This is a genomic window from Sphingomonas olei, from assembly GCF_045369765.1.
In the GTDB taxonomy this organism is placed as follows: domain Bacteria; phylum Pseudomonadota; class Alphaproteobacteria; order Sphingomonadales; family Sphingomonadaceae; genus Sphingomonas; species Sphingomonas panaciterrae.
In genome coordinates this window covers 324,900-345,522 of the sequence record NZ_JBIQEU010000002.1, presented here as the reverse complement: position 1 = coordinate 345,522, position 20,623 = coordinate 324,900, and the positions used below count along the sequence as shown (strand labels likewise).

Here is a 20,623-nt window from a genome sequence, read left to right as displayed (position 1 = left end):
TTCCTTTTCGCCGTACGGCCGTAAGATCGGATTCGGTTTTAGTTCAGAGGATCCGATGCGCAGCGACGTCGAATATGCCATCTTCCGCGCCCGTGCCGAACTGACGATGGTGCGTCGGGCACGCAGCACCGAGGCGCGCACCGCGCATCTGGAACTGGCGCGCCGCTATCTCGCGCAATGCCCCGGAGAGGGGCCTTCACGCGAGCTGCGCTGATCGCCTGCGCTGAATAAGGGCGAGAGGCGTCACGCTGTGCGTCGCCTGCTGCCCTTGCTGCTACCCTCGTGCTGTCGCTTTCCCGTGGTCGCTTGCTCCCGTCGGTTGACCGTTCCGGTTGCCGCCTCGGCTGGCTGCCCTCCTTTGCCGAGGCGGCAATTGCCATCTAGGCGATGCACCATCCCCGATGCACTACGTAAATCACCCTAAAGATGAAGGGGTGGTTCGACCCCGCGGTTCGGGAATTTTTGCGCGCTGTGGGGGGGGGAGAAAGATGCGAAGGTTGCGGCCGGTTAGCGAGCGGAAGCGTGCTTTTTCTGCGACATCACGGCCGTCGACTTGCGCGATCATTTGGGTAACTTCGGCTGAGCCATCGCTGGCGGACTTTCATGCGTACCCTCCACACGAAGGGCACGCGGTGCTGCGGTGAAAAGCCGTGTCGATTGTTCGTTTACCATTGACGGTGCGAAGCTGTTTTAAGCACGACCGTCATTCACGCAGCGGCATCGTCCTCCTTCTGGTTCACGTCGCCGTCGTCCTTGCGAATGAAGCTGATCTTCCCCTGGGTTTCCAGGATCGCCCATGCGACATCCTTCATGCGCGCGATGCCGGCGAGGCGCATTTCCGCCTCCACCTCGCCACGCGTGATGCGGTCGCGGCGAAGGTTCGCCTCGATCAGCTCGCCGTCGCGGATGATCACCTGCGGCTGGCCATCGAGCAGCTTCTCCAGCCGCGGCGAGAGATAGGTCGCCCAGCTCATCACCAGCGCCCAGAAGGCAAAGGTCGCGATGGCGAGGATCGAGCCGGTGAGGCTGAAATCGTTGTGCGTCACCCCCTGCTGCACCAGATCGCCCATCACCACGATCACGACCAGTTCGAAGGGGGTGAGCTGGCCGATCTCGCGTTTCCCCAGCAGGCGGAGCAGCAGGTATAGCGCGGCGAAGGTGACGCTCGCCCGAAAGACGATATCCATCAGGGCAGCACCGGGATGGAAAGAGCGACCGCGCTCAGCCGGGTGTCGCCGTCGAGCAGGGTGATGGTTCCGGCAAGCCGCCCGACGAGCGGTGGATTGGTCTGGCCGTCGATCTTGATCTCCAGCGTGTCGCCAGCCTTCAGCGCGGGGTAGTCGAAGCGATATTGCCCGTCGGCGAAGCTCTCATCGCTGGGCGCCGGAATCTGGCTGTTGATCGTCAGGTCACGCCACAATGCGGCATCGATGCCGATCACTGGCTTGGCGATGTCCTGCCGCGCCACGACCCGGATGTGCGTTTCGAAGAACAGGCCGCTGCGCAGCGGGCGGGCAACCTTGACCTCCATGACCGCTGCCGGCGCATTGATCGTGGTGACGGGCGCCGGCGCGCCGCCCAGCGCACCGGTCATCGCCGTCGCGACGATCGCACCCAGGATGATGAAGGCGAGGGGGCTGGCGTGGGCGCGCAGCCCGCTGACCGGTTCGGCATGGCTGGGATCAAGCCCGTCCGGAAAAGCCGCGTCATCCTGCCTGGCTGTCGCCATATCTGCTCCCTGCTGGCGCCCTCTGAGCGAGGCGCCCGGGGCATGAACACCCGGATCTGGCCGGCGGTTTCGTGCGGTGTCCCCGGGCTGACCTGCGCGCACCGCCAGCATCATCAGCGCGCCCGTGATGATCATGCGCCGCGACGCGCCGACCATGCCGTAATCGGCAGGATGGCGCGTGACATCCATTATGGTTGCAATCGTGCGACCGTGAGCGGCGAACGTGTTTAGACAGACCCGGAATGCCGCACGTGTTCGATCGACCGGGCGAACAATGAGCGGAGACCTGAAGAAGAGGATTGTCCGTGGCCGTATTGCTGCACAAGATCGCTGATGTGAGCGCGACCGCACTCGGCGGCATTGCTGCCCCGGCATTACGCTTCATGGGAAAGCATCATAACCGGATGACGCGGTTCCAGGCGTTGCAGGATCGTGCCGGATTTCAGGTGCGGACCACGCATTACTACGAGCCGACATATGCGGAGCATGATCTCCCCGCAGACACGCAGAAGGCCCGTTTCCTGCCCGGCTTCGACATGAACGAGGGCGAACAGCTCGCGCTGCTGCGGTCGTTCCACTTTGCCGAGGAGCTGCGTGCGTTCCCGGACGCAAAGCCGCGCGAGGACGAATACGGATACGACAACCGCATGTATTCCTATGGCGATGCGGAGATCCTCTACAACATGATCCGCCTGAAGAAGCCGGCGCGGATCATCGAGATCGGATCGGGCCAGTCGACGCTCGTGGCCCGCGCCGCCATCGCGGCGAACAGGCGGGACGACGAGGGCTATACGTGCGCCCACATTTGTATCGAGCCGTATGAGATGCCCTGGCTGGAGCGAACGGGCGTCACGGTGGTCCGGGAGCGGGTGGAGGACCTGGATCTCGCCTTCTTCGATGCGCTCGACGCCAACGACATCCTGTTCATCGACAGCTCGCACGTCATCCGCCCCTGGGGCGACGTGCTGCGCGAATTCCACCAGATCGTGCCCAGCGTGACGAGCGGCGTCATCGTGCATGTGCACGACATCTTCACCCCCTATGACTATCCGGAGACGTGGCTGCGCCAGGATCGCCGGCTGTGGAACGAGCAGTATCTGATGGAATCGTTCCTCTGCTACAATTCGCAGTTCAAGGTCATCTGCGCCAACCATTGGCTGAAGCAGGAACGGTTCGATAAATTCGTCGCTGCCTGTCCGATGACGGCGGAGCATCCTGATGCGAAGCCGGGCGGATTCTGGTTTCAGCGTATCTGACGCGCGATCGGCGATGGGGGCGCGCGCTCATTCGCCGGCCCTGACTGCGGCAGCCTGGAGGCGCGTCATCTAGCGGTCGCCCGTCACTCCAGCTGTATCAGATCTGCGGGGTACGGAGCGCCAAGAGGTGGCGGCTAGCAAGTCCGACAGAAGATAGTGGTTCCGTCATTTATCCACATCTGGTGTTGAGGCTGCGCACGGATCACCAGATATTGCATTTTAGTTATTGGCGACTCACCCAAATCACCTTAGCTGTTCAGTGATTGTTCCTGAAACGACGAAACCCCGGCGCGTTGCAGGCACCGGGGCTCTGATCGGGGGCAACTCTCGCGTACCCCAGTCCGGCGCGCGAGAGCGGGTTCATCCCCGGTGATGACGGAAACGTCTACACGTCGGGATGGCTCCGTCAAGCCGGTCGTTTGCCATTATGGAGGATCCCTTGGCAAACATCCCTGCGCGGCCGCGACGCCGCACTCGCTACCCGCTGTCCGATGCGGCTATCTCTGACATTTGGATGCGCCTGCGTGCGGGCGACATGCAACATGACATTGCCGCCGACTACGGCGTTAATCCCGGCCGTGTGTCCGAGATCAACACCGGATTGCGTGGCAATCACGTAACTGGATTGCCACCGCGGTAAGCGGAAGACCGGAACGGGGGAGTCGCCGGCCGACCGGCGGCTTCCCTTCCCGCTGCCTTTGTGGCCTAGATAGAACCGGCCCAACTCTTGTGAATTCATCAGGCGCGCCGGCAGAGCCGTCTGCTGGACGCGCCGCGGCACCCTAGATCGCGCGGAACGTCTCGCCGGTGTTGTCCGCGGCCTACTGCGTCGACCTGGTGGCGGCGAAGTGGAATGCTACCGCCATATTCAGCAAACCGTTGATTACCAGCGCGTGGAAGATCGCCTCAAACAGCGTCGCGTCCCAAAGCGCTGCAGGAAACGCGACAGCCGCAGGATACGACTCCTTAAGATCATGGCGCGCCCGGCAGGAATCGAACCTGCGGCCCCAAGCTTAGAAGGCTCGACAATGGGTATCCTGCGACGTTCAAGAGTGGCGGAAAACCGGGCTATTTGCGTCCCGGTATGTCCGGTGACGTTGCGCAATATCCAGCACTCTGTTACCTAGGGCGCTACCTAGAGCGGAGTTAGGTAACATGGCCCGGCTGACAGATTCACGAGTGGCTGCAATCAAGCCGCCGATCGCGGGGCAGGAGGAGCATCCCGACGAGCTGGTGACTGGGCTGAGGCTCCGCGTCGGTGCCGGCGGAAAGAAAGCCTGGATCGTCCGCACGCGAGCGGCAGGCAAGGCGATCAACAAGACGCTTGGCGCATACCCGGTCCTGTCGCTTGGCAAGGCGCGCGAGGAAGCCAAGAAGCTGCTGGTCGAGATCGCCAGCAACGGCGCGCCGCGCAAGTCACGCACGTTCGGCGAATTGGTAGATCACTGGATCGCCAACGTTGCAGAGCCGAACAATCGATCATGGAAGCTGCAAAAGCGTCGACTTGAGATCCACGTCTTGCCAGCTTGGAAGGGGCGCAAGCTGGAGACGATCCGCCGGGCTGACGTGCGCGAGCTGGTGGAGGCGATCGAAGGGGAGGTCGCGCCAAACCGCGCGTTGACGCTGATCCGCACGCTTTTCCGCTATGCCATGTCGCGCGACTGGATCGATGCCTCGCCAGCTGAAGCGATCGACAAGCCGAAGGCGGAAACCAGCCGCGACCGCGTGCTCGATATGGACGAGATCCGCCGCATCTATGCCGCTGCCGAATTGCTTGGTTATCCCTATTCAGGCTTCGTGCGCGCCATGATCCTGACCGGGCAGCGGCGCACGGAAGTAGCTGGGATGCGCTGGGCTGACCTCGACCTTGAAGCAGGAACGTGGGTGATGCCTGCTGAGGCGAGCAAGTCGGCGCGTGCGCACATGGTGCCGCTATCAGCGCTAGCAGTGGCAACGGTGCAAGCTGCGCCGCGGTTTGGTTCTTACGTGTGGTCCTCTGATGGCCGAAGCCACTTGCAGTCCTATGCGAAGGTGAAATGCCGGCTGGACAAGTTCATAGCGGCCGACGGCGGCGAGCCGCTGTCGGGGTGGGTATTCCATGACCTGCGGCGCTCGATGGCAACGCATATGGTGCGGCTAGGTGTTCCTGAGTTGGTGGTCGGGCGCGTGCTCAATCATGCCGTTCAGGGCGTCACCGGCAAGGTGTACGCGCTGCACAGCTATTCGACCGAGAAGCGGCACGCGCTTGATGCCTGGGCGGCCGAGGTCGAGCGCGTCGTGCACGGGGAGGGCCGCGGGAACGTGGTGGCGATCCGTGGGTGACGACTTCGAGCGTATTGGTGATGGCATTACTGCTCGACGCAGGCGAAAGCGGAAAGTCGTGTCAACATTCGAGGCGGTGAGAGCGTGGGCGGATCATAACAACAAGCTGAATGAGACACCTCACGGACCGTGGGATCAGCATCGGCCGATGCTTGATGAAATGCGTGCACGCTGGGCAGAGATCAGGAAAACAGAGCCGTCGCTTGACGCACCCAATCGCAGGGATTGGCAACAAGAACACCAGCAACAGCGGCACTCGGAATTTTGGTATCTGAGCGCCATCCGCGCAGCGGAAAGTGCGATTGATCATCACATTAGGCAGGGCGAGATCGGCTGGGCCGTCCATGAGGCAATGCTTTTGGGCGAATTAATCACTGAGTTGCGAATGAAATCCTGCTGGGAGGAGCCTGCGATGTTCGGGGAACGCAGGTTTCGTGAATTGCAGGACGCAGGAGCGGCTTCACGAAAGGGGCCGGATGAGCAGCGCGTTGCTGCTTGGCTCAAGCATCGCGCCGCGGGCGCAAACTTCAAGGATGCAGACTTTCTGGCGGCGCAAGAGCTGGCCGTATCCGAGGCAACAGTCCGTTTGGCTCGCTCGAAAGCTGGCCACACGAAGAAAGGAGCAAGCGCTAGCGATTAGCCGCGAGCGTCCGCCTAATTCCAGCATTGTCCACACAAACAAAGGGCAATGCGAATGGCAACTCTGCTTCGACTTCCCGACGTGATGGCGCGAACAGCGCTTTCGCGATCGGCGCTCTACGCCGAAATGGCAAAGGGTAACTTTCCAAAGCCGGTGAAGATCGGCGGGCGCATCAACGCTTGGCCTGACAACGAAGTCGCCGACTGGATCGCCGCGCGTATCGAGGCGCGGGCGGCATGATGGTTAAGGAAAGCCCCCGCCGGGCAAACGGCGAGGGCTCTAGCGTCAACCTGGCGGGCGACGCGCAGAGCCATACCGCAGCAGCGAAGATGACGCCAGCCTCCGCACATGCTGTTGCATGGGGTGACGCCCTCTCAGAGCTCGGCACCGACGCACAGGCGTCGATCTACCATATCAAGGCGCTTGTAAGCGCGATCGATACCGCAATTGATCTGATGGGAAGCATCGATAACGAGGATCATCGCGCGAGCCTCGGCCATATTTCGGCCTACACCGCGCTGATTGCCGCCACCGCTGAGAAGGCCGACGCGATCTGCATCGAGGTCGAACGCCGCGGCTATGACGCGCGCCACGGAATTGCAGCATGACCGCCGGCTCCTCTTTGGGCCGCAGCGGTAAGCGTGTCGGGACGGGGGCATCCTTTCCGCCACCGCCCCCGGCAGCCGTCTTGCGCGTGCTGGCTTCCTTCGATCGCATCCAGCTCGAAGGCTTCATCGCCGTTGCCATTGACCTGCTCGACCTTGCCGATGGTGATCCTGACCTTGAGCCGAATGGTGACGAGCTGGACGGCAGCTTCGGCGAGGATGACTTCCAAACTCTGCGCGGCTTCGGTCCCGGCTGCCCGGTGGCTGATCCGGGCGGCTGTGAGCACGACGGCCGCGAGCCGGAGGAAGCACATTGAGCGCGGCCTCCGATGCGGCCGATTGGATCGATCGCTATACCCGCGCTGGCGGCGAGTTCGCGCGGCTGCCCTGCGATGGCGAGATCTGGTTCTCGGTACCCGACGAAGCATTCGACGCTACCGATCCGCTCTTCGCTGAACTGCGCGGGGTCGCCGGAATGCGAGATGCCGTGCGCACGATCGTGGAAGCCCGCCTCAAGATCATGGAGGCGACAGGATGAGAAGCCGGCCCATGCTCAAGCTGGTGTCGGCTCGACCGACCCCAGACCACCGTATCGCCATTGAGCTCGAACCCTTCGGGTATGGCTTCGATGTGCGCGTTCTCCCGCCGCCGATTGGCATTGGCCATGACCGCGAGTTCCGGGATGTCGTAGAGGCGCGTTCCTACGCCGCTACGCTGTCACGGGCGACCGGCTGGCCGATTGTCGACCGCGCCGGCGGGGACGAGGCTGCCTAATGGCGGCGCGCAAATTCTTCACCGGGTCGGTGGCGCTGATCGGTGATCAGCGTCCATCGGCGCTCGACCTGCGCGTCTATGCCTGCGTGTCTCTCCACGACGGCATGTCGCTGGTGAAGGGCAAGGGCGCAGGCTGCTACGCTTCCAACCTCAAGCTCGCCGGGATGATCGGCTGCGATTACACCAGCCTGTCGAAGTCACTCAGCCGCCTCGTTACCTGGGGCTATCTGCTGAAGGAACGACACGCGGAAGACCGGCGCTGCACCACGTATCGCTGTGTCTTCGACTTCCCAGATGGTTGGTCAAACGGCCAAGTATCAGGACAGCAAATAGTTGGCGATCCGGCCAATGACCCACTAAAAGTAGTTGGCCGGGATGCCACGGAAACGGCAAAAGTAGTTGGCCGCCGATCTCCGGAAACCCGCAGAAATCAGCCAGAAATGGCCTCACACTATATTCCCTTAAAGGGGGAACTAGATTCTGTAGAAACAGAGGAACTAGATTCACCTAAGGTGCGCGTCGCTGATGCGCCGCGCTTGGCTGCCAGATGTGCAGTGAGTTTCCGCGAGGTCGAGCCCATCAACGAAACGCTCGCCAAGTTCGAGCGTCAGTGGAAGGCTGATTGGACCGTCTTCCGCGATCGTCTGCCTGAATGGCGCGACTGGCTCTACGAAAACTCGGAAGCATTCGCCGGGGAGGATCCGATTGCCAGCAACAGGGCGATGCGGCTCGCCGAAAGCGTCGATCAATGGATGGAATACGTCGCCTGGGAAAATGGCGCGGAGGAGAGTGCATGACCCGAAAGGCATGGGATCATGGTGGCAAGTCACGCCACCAGCGTGGTTACGGCCGCGACCACGAGAAGATGCGCGAGCATCTGATGGCAACCGTTGTCGTGTGTGAGGAGTGCAAGCGACAAGGCCGCGCAACACTCGGCACGATAGCTGACCACATCAAGCCCTTGGCAGCCGGCGGCACCAGCGACCGCAGCAACTATCAATTGCTGTGCGTCGACTGCGATCGCGTGAAGCTGGCGAAGGACAACGGGCGCATCGCGTCGGCTCGCAAGCCGGTGACGGGCCTCGACGGCTGGCCGGTGGAGGGCGAGCGATGACCGACAGGACGCACGCCGACCTTAACGCGAAGGTCCGCGCAACGATCGATGACGCGATTGCCGAGCTTATGATACTTGGCATGCCGGATCGCGACCAGGCCGCAGCGCTGATGGCGATACAAGCCATGTGTCGGATTCAGGATGGGGCAACGCAGAGGACCGTGACGGCCTTTGCTGCGAGCCTGATCGTTGATGACGACGAGGGGGGACGGTGAATGCCGACCATCTCGCCTGAGCCCACACCGGCTGCCATCCCACGCGGAGATTTTTCGAGCCTGTTTGATTTGCGAGCGGGCTTTCAAAGCCTCGACGGGGAGGGGGCGCGTCGAAACTCCAGAGCCTCGCCGGCTTCAGGACCGACCGCCCCCTGTCTTCAATCGCTAACACAGGTTTTCGCCCGCGCGCGCGCGCGCGCGAGGTTGGTTCGCGGTTCGCACCAGCCAGAAAAAATCTCTGCGTGAGGAAGCGGCGGGTTAGCGGCCCCGCGGCGATCGGCAGGTTCGACCCGCCCCCCCTGAAGTCTGAATTGCAGATGCGCGAATTTCAGAGGCGGTCGGTCCCGCCGAGCGCACCCGCGTGGACAATCTCAGGCCCCCCTGAGCGCGCTGATGTTACGGTTTGTGACACGTCGTCGATGAAGCCGGTCCTGCTGATCGCGTCGCCTCACCAATCCCCATCCCCCCTATCACCAAGGAGAAGACCATGAGCGATCCTCGTCTCATCAACATGTCGCAGGCTGTCGTGAACGTCTCGCGCGAGTGCATCGCGGCGGGCGTCGCGGCAGAGGATGTAATTGAGGCCGTGTGCGAAGGTCTGAGCCAGCTGCTGATCGCAGAGTATTCACCCGAACAAGCGGCGGCGCTGCTAAGGATCGAGGCGGGCCGGATTGAAGCCGGGATCATACGCAACGCGCAAAGCGTCGATACTGAGGTTGAGCGCGAAGCAAAGGCGCTGGTTCGCAAAGGTCACGAGTTCATCAACACAATGCAGGTCGCGGGCCTCCAGGAGCCGACGATTGTCTCAGCCCTGATGCTGGTGCTTGTCGAGCGGGTGACACGGACGAACGGAGTTGTCGGCGCCGCCGGTTGGCTCAACCGAATGGCCACAATGACCCTCGCGAACGGCGATGATCTTGGAACGACCAGCCAAGCACATTGACTTTTCGGCCGTTATCTGCCATGTAACGTCCCGCTGACTGCCGTAGCTGCTACGGCTCGTCACCCGATCTTCCCCGCGTCTAACGCGCCGATCGGCTGAACCGGGACTCGTTTCCCTCAACAGTCGAGTTGCGCATTATGTTGGACGCTTGGGATTCCCCATTTGAGATTAAGAGCGTGGACGACGCCGGCCTGATCGAAGGCTTGGCGGCGGGTTTTGGCGACGTGGACTTGGGCGGCGACAAGCTGCTGTTCGGCGCCATGACGAAGACGCTGGAGGCGCGCCAGGGGCGCCCTCTCCCGATGCTTCTCCACCACGACCAGCGGCGCCCCGTTGGGGCATGGAAGGAGTGGCGCGAGACACCTGATGGTCTGATGGTCAAAGGGGCGATCACCACCAGCACGCGCGACGGACAAGAAGCTCGTGACCTTGTGCGCAGCGGAGCGATCACCGGCATTTCGATTGGGTTTGTCGGCGACCAGAAAGCGCGCTTTGAGGGCAAGGTGCGCGTGCTGCCGGAGGTGGAGCTTTACGAAGCTAGCCTTGTCGCCATCCCCATGCATCCGCGCGCTCGCGTGTCCAGCTTGAAAAGCATCGCGGGGGCCGGCGACATTGCCGACATTCTCCGCGAGGCTGGGCTCTCGGGCCGGCAAGCCAAGGCCGCAGCCGGCGCCGCCTGGCGCGCCATTAACACCAACGAGACTGAGGACGAGGCGGAAGTCGCCGCGATCCTGAAGGCGTCCGCCGCGCGCATCAGCGGCAAATCCTTTTCCCCTGCCCCGACCAGCGTCGGCGCGGGCTTTGACTGGAGCTAAGAACATGAATGCACTGACGAAGGAATTTACCGACGCCGTCGAGCAGCAGTTCGCCAAGCTGAACGCTGACGTGCAGCAGGCGCTCAAGAGCGCAGATACCGCCAACCACATCATTTTCGATATTGAACAGAAGATGGCGCAGCGCGGCGGCCCCGAAGGCGTGCCGATCGAGCAGAAGAGCTGGGGCGAGCAGTTCACCGAGCGCGCCGCCGACGAGCTGAAGAACTTCGCGGAAGACCATTCGCGACCGGGCCGGCTCCGCATGGAGCTTAAGACCACGATCACGACCGACGCGACCAGCGCCGGGGCGGCAGCGGGGCAAGCCTATCGCGACAGCATCGTCGGGATGCCGACCCGTCAGCTTCGCGTCCGCGACCTGATCCCCACGGTGGGCATCTCGACGGGCGAATTTGAGTTCGCACGGCAGACGGTGCGAACCAACGCTGCGAACACGGTGGCAGAGGGCGCCCTGAAGCCTGAGAGCGCGTATGGCTGGGAAATGGACCGCGGCAGCCCGAAGGTCATCGCGCATTGGGTTCCGGCCTCGCGCCAGATCCTCGATGACGCTCCGCAGCTTCGCGGCCTGATCGACACCGAGCTTCGCTATGGCCTGTCGCTGAAGGAAGACGCGCAGCTTCTCGCCGGCGACGGCGCGGGCCAGAACCTTTCGGGCCTCATTCCGAACGCCACGGCCTACAGCGCGCCTTTCACCGTCTCCGATGGCACGATGCTGGACACGATCGGTCTGGGCATGTTGCAGACCACGCTAGCGGACTTCATGCCGACCGGCATTGTCATGCATCCGTCCGACTGGATGCGGATCCGCCTGCTGAAGAACGCGGACGGCGAGTATCTGCTGGGCGATCCGGGCTCGACGGTTGACCCGCGTCTGTTCGGCCTGCCGGTGGTTGCCACCACCTCCATGACGATCGACAAGTTCCTGATCGGCGCGTTCCCGCAGGCGGCCACCATCTACGACCGTTGGGCGCCCCGGGTGGAGGTTTCGACCGAACACGCAGAGTTTTTCACTAGGAACCTCGTTGCGGTGCTCTGTGAGCAACGCCTGGGCCTTGCCGTGAAGCAGGCGAAGGCGCTGGTTTATGGGGACTTCGGCAATGTCGCGTGATCCCGTGACGGGGCTGAGCGGGGCCTACAAGCCGACAGAGCCGGAGAAGTCCGCGCTGGTGAAGCCGGTGACGGTTCGCACGATCCGGCCACACGACACGACCGAGGGTATGAAGCAGCCGGGGGATGAGTACCCCCGGTCGCTTTCGGAGGCTGAGCCGCTGGAAACGGCGGGCGTCGTCTCGATCATCCGCAAGCGCGGGAAGTAGCAGATAGGCCCCGTGTGGGCCCTAGGGCCGCGTCCCCTCCCCCGGCGCGGCCCGAACAGTCTGGAGGTTCAGAATGAGCAAGGCCCTTGGCACCGTAGGAAAAATCGCTGGCGTGGTCGGCGCCCTAGCGCTTGCCGCATCGACCTTCGGCGTAGGCGGAGCCGCGGCCGGCGCAATCGCGAAAATCGCGACGGCGACCGCCGCCATCCCGACCCTTCCCGCTGCTGTCATCACCATGAAAGGCCCGCCCCGTGACTTCGATCAACGCGCTTACGGACAATCGCTTCGCGTACATGACGGCCGACCGGGCGATCTACGATTGCACGACGGGCCGCGTGAATGGCTTGGGGTCGAAAGTGATCGTGCTGGAGTCGATGCTGATGGCAATCGCGTTCAGTGGGCGCTGGTACGGCCTGGAGGCGGCAGTCGAGGCGCTGGACCGGCATTGCCCGCTGACGATCACCCCGACGCAGGCGGATATTCTGGCAGCGGTCGTGCCGGCCATGCGTGACCTTCACGACCGATCGCAGACGGATGGCCTGGCGGCAGGGTTCACCGGCGCGGGGCTGTCAGTGACAATCGCTATGTTCGACACCGAGGAACATCGCCCGCGCCTGTTCCACGCTTGGGCGCCCGGCGCGCCCTCACCAGCCACTGCAGAGCCGTTCACGCTCACGGAAATCCCCGGCATTGCAGCCCCCTCGATCGGAGCCGATGCCGAAGCCGAGATATGGCCCGCCGGCCACCTCAAGCTGCCGCGCAGGGAGCTTAGCCGCATGGTCGAACTCCAGCGCCGGGTGAAGGTGCCGCACATGGCGAACGGCTGCGGCCTGGGTGGCACGTGCGAGTTCTACCGCATTGGAGCGGATGGCGTTTACTTTGACGAGCTGATCCGCTTTCCAGAGGGTGTCGGCGACGTGCTCGACGGCAGCCTGGCCGGCGAGCACATCCCGTCGCATATGGATGTGGCGTATGCCTCCTAGGAGCGCACCCGACGCCAACTATTTGAAGGCGGCGCAAGGACGATGAATTCCAAGCCTAAAGGCCGACCAGTCAGCACTTGTCGGTTCGGAGGCAAATCGACTCAGCTGCTGCACCGACCTGTTCAGCCTCGGCACCGGAGTACCCGGCCCGCCGAGCCGCTTGCGTATACTCCGAGTTGTAAGGCGCATCGCGTCGAGCTAGATCGTCAACCGGTCTACTCGGATTGCCATTTTGAGAAAGAGCAATCCCTACAACAGTGAGGACTAGGAGGCAAAGAAGGGACACCTGCCAAACGGTCCAAGGCTTCCTGGCTTCGTTCAGCTGCTCGTTCTTGCGTTGTTCTGCGAGAATTTGACGCGTTCTATCGCGTGCTGACATTCTGCTACTCCAAGCCTGACGCTCGAGGCGGCGCCGCCGAGCCTCGGATGGTTGTAGCGCACGTAGAAGTTTCGGCAACAAGCCTCCGCTCTTTTAGCGTCGGGCGGGTTGATTCATGCTACTCTGCGGTTCGATTTTCGCCTGTGGCGAGAAGTATACGGGTTGCGAGCAGTCCGCGGGATTGTAGGCGTAGGCGTGCGCTGCCGTTTCTCGACATGGGCCGGCTGAGCAAGTTTTACCTTGAACTCGACCCTACTTACCGCCTCCTCGCGAGCCTCATTTGTTTCGTCGCCTGCTGCCTTGCCGCTTACCTTCAGCCCTACCTCTGCCAGAACGCCTGAAGCGCTTCCTCCGGCTTCGTGCTGCTTGCCGTCCCGGGACGCGCTTGCGACGGTGACAGCAACGTCAAACTCAACGTCTGTTGGTTAGCCGTGTTGCTTGTTGCTGTAGGTCCAGTCAGTATTTACCTTTGCCCCGACATTCATGTCGTCGATCGCGGATTTCGCGTCTGCGACCCCGCCGACTATCTGCGTAAGCGTTTCGGCGACGAAGGTTCGTAGGTCCATATCGTCTATCCTATCGACAGATGCCGTTACAAAAGCTTTGCAATCGCCACCTATGCTCGGCGAGCAGCAGAACGCTCTTGTACTAGTCGGACCCGCTCCGGGATTGTAAAAACCCGGTCAAGAAGGATCTCAGTAAACTCAAGAAGGTCCAGCGCATCTGCCTCGGTGCAGGTGCCATCATGCGCCCCATCACTACCAAGGAGCCGAATCGCGTGACTTAGCTCGCTTAGATCCTCAGGCAGCCTTCTTTGCGAGATGAGCCATTCGACTCGATGAAAGAGAACCTTTCTTTGATCTCTATTAGGCTGTTCTGCTGTTTGATCATCACTTGAAGGAAGAAGAGACTTAGTAGAAAGATCCAAGCAAAGCCGCGACATTGACACAGACGCGTTATAACAACCAATCGCTTGGGATTTTGCTGCTTCCTGAAACGTCGCTGCTATTGTGTCCGGTGTATGCTCTGGCGTCTTCCTAGCTCCGAAGTCTGCAATCGACTGAAAGCCGGCGATATCGAAGTAATCATTGATCGAATGCGAGCCTCTCCACCAATCTACCCTCCTGGCTGCCTCTTTCTGAGCGTAGTCATGGAGTCTAACACGCCAAAGCACGCCACTCTTACAGTGTCGGCAGGCGGAGCAAACCTGGTATGTGTCGCGCCATTCGGCGCGACTAATAGAGGTGTCGGCGCCATGATAGATCATGGCAAGAAAGTCATGGGTCATCCGAATCGAGCGACAGACCGGACAGTTCGCTACTAGATGAGACATTTGTTACCTAGCCGCTACCTAATTTGGCGAGCAAGGTAACTCGACCATGCCAACCCTTTGATTTGTGGCGCGCCCGGCAGGAATCGAACCTGCGGCCCCAAGCTTAGAAGGCTCGTGCTCTATCCAACTGAGCTACGGGCGCGCACGCGATGTGCGTTAGCGTGGATTGCCGACGCGGGAAACCGTTGCCATGATCTTTCAATGGACGAGGCAACGCCGCATCGCGTGGCAGCATCTGCGCTGCACGGCAAGAACCTGCGCTATTATGACTTTGTCATGGCGGCGTTCGTCGCCATCCTGTTGCTGTCCAATGTGCTAGGCGCGGGCAAGGTGGCGCAGATCTGGCTGCCCGGCGTCGGCTATTGGCCGTTCGGCGCGGGCATTTTGTTCTTTCCGGTCAGCTATGTGATCGGCGACGTGCTGACCGAAGTCTATGGCTATGCCCGCGCGCGGCGCGTGATCTGGGCCGGCTTTGGCGCGACGGTTTTCATGGCGTTGATGGCATGGGTGGTGGTCGCGCTGCCGCCGGCGCCCGACTGGACCAACCAGGCCGCTTATGAGGCGGTGTTCGGGCAGGTGCCCCGGATCGTGGTCGCCAGCATGTGCGCCTTCTGGGCGGGCGAGTTCGTTAATTCCTACGTGCTGGCGCGGATGAAGGTGGCGACCGGCGGCAAGCATCTGTGGATGCGAACGATCGGATCGACGGTGGCGGGGCAGGGGGTCGACAGCCTGATCTTCTACCCGATGGCCTTCTGGGGCGCGGAGGGGTGGACGACGCAGCTCGTCCTGACGGTGCTGGTCACCCAATGGGTGCTGAAAGTGTCGTGGGAGGCGCTGCTGACGCCGGTGACGTATGTGGTCGTGGGCTGGTTGAAACGCGCGGAGGGCGTGGACGTCTATGACGACGGGACGGACTTCACGCCCTTCGGCGCGAGCGTCTGACGGCGCGCTGGAGGGGCGGCGGCATGGCGCACCGCCCCGCCCGGCGTCAGCCGATCTTTTCGAGCAGGCCTTCGAACAGGCGGCGGCCGTCGAGCCCGCCATGCGCGCTTTCCACGCGACGCTCGGGGTGCGGCATCATGCCCAGCACGTTGCCGGCATCGTTGAGGATCCCGGCGATCCGCCGCGCGGAGCCGTTCACATCCTCGGCATAGCGGAACGCGACGCGGCCTTCGCCTTCGAGCCGGTCGAGCGTTTCCTGGTCGGCGACATAATTGCCATCGTGGTGCGCGACGGGAATGGTGATCGTCTCACCCGCGGCATAGCGGCTGGTGAACGCGCTCTGGCTGTTGTCGACGGTCAGCGCGACATCGCGGCAGACGAAGTTCAGCCCGGCGTTGCGCATCAGCGCGCCCGGCAAGAGGCCAGCCTCGGTCAGCACCTGGAAGCCGTTGCAGACGCCAAAGACAGGAAGCCCGCCGGCGGCCTTGTCCGCCACCGCGCGCATGATCGGGGATCGCGCCGCCATCGCGCCGGAGCGCAGATAGTCGCCGTAGGAGAAGCCGCCCGGCACGGCCAGGAGGGACAGGCCCTCCGGCAGCTCCGTTTCGCGGTGCCAGACCATGATCGGCGACGTGCCGGTGACGCTTTCGAGCGCCACGGCGATGTCGCGATCGCAGTTCGACCCCGGAAAGACGACGACCGCCGTCTTCATGCGCGCTCCACCCGGTAATTCTCGATCACCGTATTGGCGAGCAGCTGGCGGCACATCGCGTCGACCTGCGCGTCATCGACCGTGTCGGCGACGTCGAGCTCGATCAGCTTGCCCACGCGGGCGCCCTCGACACCGGCGAAGCCGAGGCCCGACAGTGCGTGTTCGATGGCCTTGCCCTGCGGGTCGAGCACGCCGGGCTTGAGCGTTACGTAGATGCGAAGCTTCATGCCGTGGCCCGCTATTCGATGCGGTCGCGGATCGCAACCGTTGCTGGTGTCCAGCCGGGGCTTACTTGCCCCGGCGCTCGCGATGCTCGGCCATGTCGAGGATCGCCGTTTCGCCACCTTCGGGCAGCAGGCCAAGCCGGCGGGCGACCTCCTGATAGGCCTCCACCTCACCGCCGAGGTCGCGGCGGAACCGGTCCTTGTCCAGCTTCTCGTTGGTGGTCATGTCCCACAGGCGGCAGCCGTCGGGGCTGATCTCGTCCGCAAGGATGATGCGGCTGTAGTCATTGTCCCACACGCGGCCGAACTCGAGCTTGAAGTCGACCAGGCGGATGCCGACCGCGCCGAACAGGCCCGAGAGGAAATCGTTCACGCGGATCGCCAGGTCGGCGATGTCGTGCATCTCTTCCTGGCTGGCCCAGCCGAACGCCGCGATATGTTCGTCGGAGATCATCGGATCGCCGAGCGCATCGTCCTTGTAGCAATATTCGAGGATCGTGCGCGGCAGCTGGGTGCCTTCCTCGATCCCGAGCCGCTTGCTGAGCGAGCCGGCGGCGACGTTGCGGACGATCACCTCGATCGGCACGATCTCCACTTGGCGGATCAGCTGCTCGCGCATGTTGAGGCGGCGGATGAAGTGGGTCGGCACGCCGATGTTGCCGAGCAGGGTGAAGATATGCTCCGAAATCCGGTTGTTCAGCACACCCTTGCCGTTGATCGTGCCCTTCTTCTGGGCATTGAAGGCCGTGGCATCGTCCTTGAAATACTGGATCAAGGTGCCGGGTTCGGGACCCTCGTACAGGATCTTCGCCTTGCCTTCGTAAATCTGCCGGCGCCGCGCCATCGCATCACCCCTGAAATGGACAGCCCCGGCGACGCGACGGAAGCGGCGCGGCCGGGGCGGGAATGGCGAGGCCTATACGGGAAGGGGCGTGCGCACGCAATCGGATGCGGATTACCGCGTAGCGCGCTTAGTCGCGCATCCCGAGCGCCGTGCGGATCGCCGTGCGGGTTGCGGCCCAGGCTGCGGTATCAGGCGTGACCAGCTCGACATGTCCAGTTTCAGGCACGGTGACGAGCGCGACTCGATCGCCGGCAGCGGTGGCGCGCGCGACATAGTCGGTCGCCATGCGGTAGGGGATGATGCGGTCCTCGCGCCCGTTGATCAGCGTCTGCGCGACGCCGAGCGGGAAGAGGCGGGGGACGGAGGTGTCGGCATATGGATCGGCGCGATCGCTGCCGACCAGCCGCTCCACCACCTTTATGCCGCAGCCATTGTCGGGGCTGGCGGCGGTCGCTTCCAGGTCGGGCAGCCCGCCGAGGCTGATGACATGGTGGATCGGCAGCGGCGTGGCGGTGTGCAGCGGGCTGGATCGCGGCAGCCGCGACCGGCCGGCGAGCCACAAGGCCAGGTGGCCACCGGCGGAATGGCCCACGGCGACGACGCGCGCGGGGTCGAGGCGGAAGCGTGCCGCCTCCGTCACCAGCCGGTCTGCCGCCGCCGCCGCGTCGGCGAAGGTGCCGGGATAGCCGCCGCCCGAACGGTCAACGCCGCGATAATCGATGTTCCACACCGCAATGCCCGAGTCGCGCAGGTCGCCGGCGGCCCAATCCATCAGCGTGCGATCGGCGATCGACGTCTGCCAGCATCCGCCATGGACCATCAGGACGACGGGATGCGGGCCGGGCCCGGCGGGCACCCACACGTCCACCTTCTGCATGTGGTCCGCACCATAAGCGACCGTGGCGTCCGCCGCCGGGCGGGGGCGACTGGTCAGGTCGTCCCAGGTGAGCGGCTTGAAGGACGCGGCTTCTTGCGCGGCGGTTTTCTGATCGGTCTGGGGCGGCATGGCGTGCGCGGACCATGGCGCAGCCAGCAGGGCGCAGGCAAGCGGCAGGGCGACGCGGAGATTGCGGCGGTTGGTACGGCGTGGCGCGATTGGGGAGGCGGGCATGGCCGCTATCTGTGGCACGGCACGCAGGAGCCGCATAGATCGGTGTGCGGAACGGTTGTGGAACATGGCCGACGCCTGCTAGCACGCCCGCCATGCCGACTGATGCGACCGTGCTGCCCCCCGACAATCCGCCTGTCGGCGTGTTCGACGCGCCGTTCGATTCCGCGCTGTCCGAACGCTATCTCGTCTATGCGCTGTCGACGATCACCGCGCGATCGCTGCCCGATGTTCGCGACGGGCTGAAGCCGGTGCATCGGCGTCTGTTATGGGCGATGCGGCTGCTGCGGCTCGATCCGACGCAAGGGTACAAGAAATGCGCGCGCGTCGTCGGCGACGTGATCGGTAAATACCATCCGCATGGCGACCAGTCGGTCTATGACGCGATGGTCCGCCTCGCGCAGGATTTCGCCCTGCGATATCCGCTGGTCGACGGGCAGGGTAATTTCGGCAACATCGACGGCGATAATGCCGCGGCCTACCGTTACACCGAGGCGCGGCTGACCCAGGTCGCGATCGACCTGATGGACGGGCTGGACGAGGATGCCGTTTCCTTCCGCCCGACCTATAATGGCGAGGAGCAGGAGCCCGAGCTGTTCCCCGGGCTGTTCCCCAATCTGCTGGCGAACGGGGCGAGTGGCATTGCGGTCGGCATGGCGACGTCGATCCCGCCGCACAATGCTGCCGAGCTGCTCGACGCCGCCATCGCGCTCATCGACGATCCCGCCGCCGATCCGCTGGCGTTCGTCCAGGGGCCGGATTTCCCCACCGGCGGCTTGCTGGTCGATCCGCCGGCGATCATCCGCGAGGCCTATGCCACCGGGCGCGGCGCATTTCGCGTGCGGTGCCGCTGGAGCGTGGAGAAGGAAAAGGGCGGCGGCTGGCAGATCGTGGTCAGCGAGATCCCCTATGGCGTACAGAAGGGCAAGCTGATCGAGCAGATCGCCGGCCTGGTGAACGACAAGAAGCTGCCGATCCTGGCCGATGTGCGCGACGAATCCGACGCGGAGATCCGGCTGGTGCTGGAACCGCGCAGCCGCACGGTCGATCCGCAGGTGCTGATGGACGGGCTCTACCGCCTGTCCGATCTCGAAACGCGCGTGCCGCTGAACCTCAACGTGCTCGACGCGCGGCGCACCCCGCGGGTGATGAGCCTGGCCGAGGCGCTATCCGCCTGGGTGGAGCATCAGTTCATCGTGCTCCGACGCCGTACCGAGCATCGGCTGGGCAAGATCGCCGATCGGCTGGAGCTCGTGAAGGGCTATATCACCGCCTTCCTCAACCTCGACCGGGTGATCGAGATCATCCGCACCGAGGATGAGCCGAAGGCCGTGATGATCGGCGAGTTCGACCTGACCGACCGGCAGGCCGAGGCGATCCTCAACATGCGGCTGCGCAGCTTGCGCAAGCTGGAGGAGATGGAGCTGAAGCGCGAGCAGGCCGCGCTGGAGAAGGAACAGGCGGGCCTGCAGTTGCTGCTCGGTTCCGACCAGCGGCAGCGCACGCGGATGAAGAAGGATCTGGCGACGATCCGTGACCGCTATGGTCCGGAGACGGCGCTGGGCAAGCGGCGCACCACGCTGGAGGAAGCCGCGCCGGCGCGCGAGATCCCGCTGGAGGCGATGATCGAGCGCGAGCCGATCACCGTGATCCTGTCGCAGCGCGGCTGGATCCGCGCGATGAAGGGGCATGTCGAGCTGGCCTCGGCCGAGACGCTGAAGTTCAAGGAGGGCGACGGCCCCGCCTTCGCCTTCCACGCGCAGACGACGGACAAGCTGCTGCTGGCGGCGGAGAACGGGCGCTTCTACACGCTGGCGGCGGACAGGCTTCCCGGCGGGCGTGGCTTTGGCGAGCCGGTGCGCGCGACGATCGACCTCGATGGCGGGATCGGCATCGTGCGGCTGCTGAAGGCGGAGCGCGACGGCAAGCTGCTGGTCGCGGCGAGCGACGGGCGGGGCTTCGTGGTGCCGGTCAACGACGTGATCGCCGAAACGCGCAAGGGCAAGACGGTGGTGACGCCGCGCCCGGGCGCGCGGCTGTCGGTGGTGCGCCCGGTCGGCAAGGACGACGATTATGTCGCGGCGATCGGTGACAATCGCAAGCTGGTGGTGTTCCCGTTGACCGAGTTGCCGGAAATGACGCGGGGGCAGGGCGCGCAGCTGCAACGCTATCGCGATGGCGGGCTGAGCGATGCCATCACCTTCCGCTATGCCGATGGGATCAGCTGGGCGATGGGTGGCGAGACCGGGCGTACACGCACGGAGAGCGATGTGTCGCCGTGGCGTGCCGCACGTGGTGCTGCGGGGCGGATGCCGCCCACCGGCTTCCCGCGCGACAACCGCTTCACCTGA

The 20,623-nt window shown here is 63.6% G+C and carries 26 protein-coding genes and 1 tRNA gene; 19 read left to right on the top strand and 8 right to left on the bottom strand.

Annotated elements, in window-relative coordinates; genetic code table 11:
• Positions 1 to 55: 55 nt before the first annotated feature.
• Positions 56 to 214, top strand: coding sequence for a hypothetical protein (locus tag ACH0BU_RS04270; RefSeq protein WP_164518885.1), 159 nt, complete (start codon positions 56 to 58; stop codon positions 212 to 214).
• Positions 215 to 707: 493 nt separating this feature from the next.
• Here ACH0BU_RS04270 and ACH0BU_RS04265 read toward each other — a convergent pair whose 3' ends face one another.
• Together ACH0BU_RS04265 and ACH0BU_RS04260 are read right to left on the bottom strand one after the other, a co-directional pair.
• Positions 708 to 1,187, bottom strand: a complete 480-nt coding sequence (locus ACH0BU_RS04265) for a DUF421 domain-containing protein (RefSeq protein WP_125944998.1) — start codon at positions 1,185 to 1,187, stop codon at positions 708 to 710.
• On the bottom strand, positions 1,187 to 1,729 hold the full coding sequence (locus ACH0BU_RS04260) for a hypothetical protein (protein WP_136451228.1): 543 nt from the start codon (positions 1,727 to 1,729) through the stop codon (positions 1,187 to 1,189). The genes ACH0BU_RS04265 and ACH0BU_RS04260 overlap by 1 nt, the downstream gene beginning before the upstream one ends.
• A gap of 305 nt (positions 1,730 to 2,034) precedes the next feature.
• Between ACH0BU_RS04260 and ACH0BU_RS04255 the strand changes: the two genes are divergently transcribed.
• The 16 genes from ACH0BU_RS04255 (at position 2,035) to ACH0BU_RS04180 (ending at position 12,730) form a co-directional block, all read left to right on the top strand.
• Complete coding sequence (locus ACH0BU_RS04255; RefSeq protein ID WP_296219433.1) at positions 2,035 to 2,985, top strand: class I SAM-dependent methyltransferase; 951 nt, start codon at positions 2,035 to 2,037, stop codon at positions 2,983 to 2,985.
• A gap of 1,155 nt (positions 2,986 to 4,140) precedes the next feature.
• The gene (locus ACH0BU_RS04250; protein WP_500263803.1) at positions 4,141 to 5,307 is read left to right on the top strand and encodes a tyrosine-type recombinase/integrase; all 1,167 of its coding nucleotides are present in this window, start codon (positions 4,141 to 4,143) and stop codon (positions 5,305 to 5,307) included.
• Positions 5,300 to 5,947, top strand: a complete 648-nt coding sequence (locus ACH0BU_RS04245) for a hypothetical protein (protein WP_500263802.1) — start codon at positions 5,300 to 5,302, stop codon at positions 5,945 to 5,947. Before ACH0BU_RS04250 ends, ACH0BU_RS04245 begins: the two co-directional genes overlap by 8 nt.
• A 54-nt stretch (positions 5,948 to 6,001) precedes the next feature.
• Positions 6,002 to 6,187 (top strand): helix-turn-helix transcriptional regulator, encoded by a 186-nt coding sequence (locus ACH0BU_RS04240; RefSeq protein ID WP_500263801.1) that lies wholly within the window; start codon positions 6,002 to 6,004, stop codon positions 6,185 to 6,187.
• Positions 6,184 to 6,555, top strand: coding sequence for a hypothetical protein (locus tag ACH0BU_RS04235; RefSeq protein WP_500263800.1), 372 nt, complete (start codon positions 6,184 to 6,186; stop codon positions 6,553 to 6,555). The genes ACH0BU_RS04240 and ACH0BU_RS04235 overlap by 4 nt, the downstream gene beginning before the upstream one ends.
• Positions 6,552 to 6,869, top strand: coding sequence for a hypothetical protein (locus ACH0BU_RS04230; protein WP_500263799.1), 318 nt, complete (start codon positions 6,552 to 6,554; stop codon positions 6,867 to 6,869). Before ACH0BU_RS04235 ends, ACH0BU_RS04230 begins: the two co-directional genes overlap by 4 nt.
• Positions 6,866 to 7,090: a hypothetical protein gene (locus tag ACH0BU_RS04225; protein WP_500263798.1), complete on the top strand. Its 225-nt coding sequence runs from the start codon at positions 6,866 to 6,868 to the stop codon at positions 7,088 to 7,090. The genes ACH0BU_RS04230 and ACH0BU_RS04225 overlap by 4 nt, the downstream gene beginning before the upstream one ends.
• A gap of 11 nt (positions 7,091 to 7,101) precedes the next feature.
• A complete protein-coding gene (locus ACH0BU_RS04220; RefSeq protein WP_500263797.1) occupies positions 7,102 to 7,326 on the top strand; it encodes a hypothetical protein in 225 nt (74 codons plus the stop codon).
• Positions 7,326 to 8,123, top strand: a complete 798-nt coding sequence (locus tag ACH0BU_RS04215) for a hypothetical protein (protein ID WP_500263796.1) — start codon at positions 7,326 to 7,328, stop codon at positions 8,121 to 8,123. Before ACH0BU_RS04220 ends, ACH0BU_RS04215 begins: the two co-directional genes overlap by 1 nt.
• On the top strand, positions 8,120 to 8,440 hold the full coding sequence (locus tag ACH0BU_RS04210; RefSeq protein WP_500263795.1) for an HNH endonuclease: 321 nt from the start codon (positions 8,120 to 8,122) through the stop codon (positions 8,438 to 8,440). The genes ACH0BU_RS04215 and ACH0BU_RS04210 overlap by 4 nt, the downstream gene beginning before the upstream one ends.
• The gene (locus ACH0BU_RS04205; RefSeq protein WP_500263794.1) at positions 8,437 to 8,655 is read left to right on the top strand and encodes a hypothetical protein; all 219 of its coding nucleotides are present in this window, start codon (positions 8,437 to 8,439) and stop codon (positions 8,653 to 8,655) included. Before ACH0BU_RS04210 ends, ACH0BU_RS04205 begins: the two co-directional genes overlap by 4 nt.
• Positions 8,656 to 9,142: 487 nt before the next feature.
• A complete protein-coding gene (locus tag ACH0BU_RS04200; protein ID WP_500263792.1) occupies positions 9,143 to 9,598 on the top strand; it encodes a hypothetical protein in 456 nt (151 codons plus the stop codon).
• Positions 9,599 to 9,735: 137 nt separating this feature from the next.
• Positions 9,736 to 10,413, top strand: coding sequence for an HK97 family phage prohead protease (locus ACH0BU_RS04195; RefSeq protein ID WP_500263791.1), 678 nt, complete (start codon positions 9,736 to 9,738; stop codon positions 10,411 to 10,413).
• Positions 10,414 to 10,417: 4 nt separating this feature from the next.
• Positions 10,418 to 11,539, top strand: a complete 1,122-nt coding sequence (locus tag ACH0BU_RS04190) for a phage major capsid protein (RefSeq protein ID WP_500263790.1) — start codon at positions 10,418 to 10,420, stop codon at positions 11,537 to 11,539.
• Positions 11,529 to 11,747, top strand: a complete 219-nt coding sequence (locus ACH0BU_RS04185; protein WP_500263789.1) for a hypothetical protein — start codon at positions 11,529 to 11,531, stop codon at positions 11,745 to 11,747. The genes ACH0BU_RS04190 and ACH0BU_RS04185 overlap by 11 nt, the downstream gene beginning before the upstream one ends.
• Before the next feature lie 251 nt (positions 11,748 to 11,998).
• The gene (locus ACH0BU_RS04180) at positions 11,999 to 12,730 is read left to right on the top strand and encodes a hypothetical protein (protein WP_500263788.1); all 732 of its coding nucleotides are present in this window, start codon (positions 11,999 to 12,001) and stop codon (positions 12,728 to 12,730) included.
• Positions 12,731 to 13,725: 995 nt separating this feature from the next.
• On the opposite strand, the gene ACH0BU_RS04175 is transcribed toward ACH0BU_RS04180, so the two are convergent.
• Together ACH0BU_RS04175 and ACH0BU_RS04170 are read right to left on the bottom strand one after the other, a co-directional pair.
• The gene (locus ACH0BU_RS04175) at positions 13,726 to 14,376 is read right to left on the bottom strand and encodes a DUF4145 domain-containing protein (RefSeq protein WP_500263817.1); all 651 of its coding nucleotides are present in this window, start codon (positions 14,374 to 14,376) and stop codon (positions 13,726 to 13,728) included.
• Between the two features lie 131 nt (positions 14,377 to 14,507).
• Positions 14,508 to 14,584 (bottom strand) — tRNA-Arg (locus tag ACH0BU_RS04170).
• A gap of 59 nt (positions 14,585 to 14,643) precedes the next feature.
• Here ACH0BU_RS04170 and ACH0BU_RS04165 point away from each other — a divergent pair.
• Positions 14,644 to 15,384: a queuosine precursor transporter gene (locus tag ACH0BU_RS04165; RefSeq protein ID WP_296222931.1), complete on the top strand. Its 741-nt coding sequence runs from the start codon at positions 14,644 to 14,646 to the stop codon at positions 15,382 to 15,384.
• A gap of 46 nt (positions 15,385 to 15,430) precedes the next feature.
• On the opposite strand, the gene purQ is transcribed toward ACH0BU_RS04165, so the two are convergent.
• From purQ to ACH0BU_RS04145, 4 genes are all read right to left on the bottom strand, one after another.
• Positions 15,431 to 16,096: a phosphoribosylformylglycinamidine synthase subunit PurQ gene (gene purQ / locus ACH0BU_RS04160; protein WP_296222932.1), complete on the bottom strand. Its 666-nt coding sequence runs from the start codon at positions 16,094 to 16,096 to the stop codon at positions 15,431 to 15,433.
• The gene (gene purS, locus ACH0BU_RS04155; RefSeq protein WP_046410691.1) at positions 16,093 to 16,323 is read right to left on the bottom strand and encodes a phosphoribosylformylglycinamidine synthase subunit PurS; all 231 of its coding nucleotides are present in this window, start codon (positions 16,321 to 16,323) and stop codon (positions 16,093 to 16,095) included. The genes purQ and purS overlap by 4 nt, the downstream gene beginning before the upstream one ends.
• 61 nt (positions 16,324 to 16,384) lie before the next feature.
• A complete protein-coding gene (purC, locus tag ACH0BU_RS04150; RefSeq protein WP_046410689.1) occupies positions 16,385 to 17,164 on the bottom strand; it encodes a phosphoribosylaminoimidazolesuccinocarboxamide synthase in 780 nt (259 codons plus the stop codon).
• Between the two features lie 127 nt (positions 17,165 to 17,291).
• Positions 17,292 to 18,275: an alpha/beta fold hydrolase gene (locus ACH0BU_RS04145; protein WP_314469879.1), complete on the bottom strand. Its 984-nt coding sequence runs from the start codon at positions 18,273 to 18,275 to the stop codon at positions 17,292 to 17,294.
• Between the two features lie 92 nt (positions 18,276 to 18,367).
• Here ACH0BU_RS04145 and parC point away from each other — a divergent pair, with 92 nt between their 5' ends.
• The gene (gene parC / locus ACH0BU_RS04140; protein ID WP_314469878.1) at positions 18,368 to 20,623 is read left to right on the top strand and encodes a DNA topoisomerase IV subunit A; all 2,256 of its coding nucleotides are present in this window, start codon (positions 18,368 to 18,370) and stop codon (positions 20,621 to 20,623) included.

Excerpts from the sequence above, each read along its gene's own strand:
- ACH0BU_RS04270 (WP_164518885.1), top strand. The coding sequence starts at position 56 with ATGCGCAGCGACGTCGAATATGCCATCTTCCGCGCCCGTGCCGAACTG.
- ACH0BU_RS04265 (WP_125944998.1), bottom strand. The coding sequence starts at position 1,187 with ATGGATATCGTCTTTCGGGCGAGCGTCACCTTCGCCGCGCTATACCTG.
- ACH0BU_RS04260 (WP_136451228.1), bottom strand. The coding sequence starts at position 1,729 with ATGGCGACAGCCAGGCAGGATGACGCGGCTTTTCCGGACGGGCTTGAT.
- ACH0BU_RS04250 (WP_500263803.1), top strand. The coding sequence starts at position 4,141 with ATGGCCCGGCTGACAGATTCACGAGTGGCTGCAATCAAGCCGCCGATC.
- ACH0BU_RS04240 (WP_500263801.1), top strand. The coding sequence starts at position 6,002 with ATGGCAACTCTGCTTCGACTTCCCGACGTGATGGCGCGAACAGCGCTT.
- ACH0BU_RS04235 (WP_500263800.1), top strand. The coding sequence starts at position 6,184 with ATGATGGTTAAGGAAAGCCCCCGCCGGGCAAACGGCGAGGGCTCTAGC.
- ACH0BU_RS04230 (WP_500263799.1), top strand. The coding sequence starts at position 6,552 with ATGACCGCCGGCTCCTCTTTGGGCCGCAGCGGTAAGCGTGTCGGGACG.
- ACH0BU_RS04220 (WP_500263797.1), top strand. The coding sequence starts at position 7,102 with ATGCTCAAGCTGGTGTCGGCTCGACCGACCCCAGACCACCGTATCGCC.
- ACH0BU_RS04215 (WP_500263796.1), top strand. The coding sequence starts at position 7,326 with ATGGCGGCGCGCAAATTCTTCACCGGGTCGGTGGCGCTGATCGGTGAT.
- ACH0BU_RS04210 (WP_500263795.1), top strand. The coding sequence starts at position 8,120 with ATGACCCGAAAGGCATGGGATCATGGTGGCAAGTCACGCCACCAGCGT.
- ACH0BU_RS04205 (WP_500263794.1), top strand. The coding sequence starts at position 8,437 with ATGACCGACAGGACGCACGCCGACCTTAACGCGAAGGTCCGCGCAACG.
- ACH0BU_RS04200 (WP_500263792.1), top strand. The coding sequence starts at position 9,143 with ATGAGCGATCCTCGTCTCATCAACATGTCGCAGGCTGTCGTGAACGTC.
- ACH0BU_RS04195 (WP_500263791.1), top strand. The coding sequence starts at position 9,736 with ATGTTGGACGCTTGGGATTCCCCATTTGAGATTAAGAGCGTGGACGAC.
- ACH0BU_RS04190 (WP_500263790.1), top strand. The coding sequence starts at position 10,418 with ATGAATGCACTGACGAAGGAATTTACCGACGCCGTCGAGCAGCAGTTC.
- ACH0BU_RS04185 (WP_500263789.1), top strand. The coding sequence starts at position 11,529 with ATGTCGCGTGATCCCGTGACGGGGCTGAGCGGGGCCTACAAGCCGACA.
- ACH0BU_RS04175 (WP_500263817.1), bottom strand. The coding sequence starts at position 14,376 with ATGATCTATCATGGCGCCGACACCTCTATTAGTCGCGCCGAATGGCGC.
- ACH0BU_RS04165 (WP_296222931.1), top strand. The coding sequence starts at position 14,644 with ATGGACGAGGCAACGCCGCATCGCGTGGCAGCATCTGCGCTGCACGGC.
- purQ (WP_296222932.1), bottom strand. The coding sequence starts at position 16,096 with ATGAAGACGGCGGTCGTCGTCTTTCCGGGGTCGAACTGCGATCGCGAC.
- purS (WP_046410691.1), bottom strand. The coding sequence starts at position 16,323 with ATGAAGCTTCGCATCTACGTAACGCTCAAGCCCGGCGTGCTCGACCCG.
- purC (WP_046410689.1), bottom strand. The coding sequence starts at position 17,164 with ATGGCGCGGCGCCGGCAGATTTACGAAGGCAAGGCGAAGATCCTGTAC.
- ACH0BU_RS04145 (WP_314469879.1), bottom strand. The coding sequence starts at position 18,275 with ATGCCCGCCTCCCCAATCGCGCCACGCCGTACCAACCGCCGCAATCTC.
- parC (WP_314469878.1), top strand. The coding sequence starts at position 18,368 with ATGCCGACTGATGCGACCGTGCTGCCCCCCGACAATCCGCCTGTCGGC.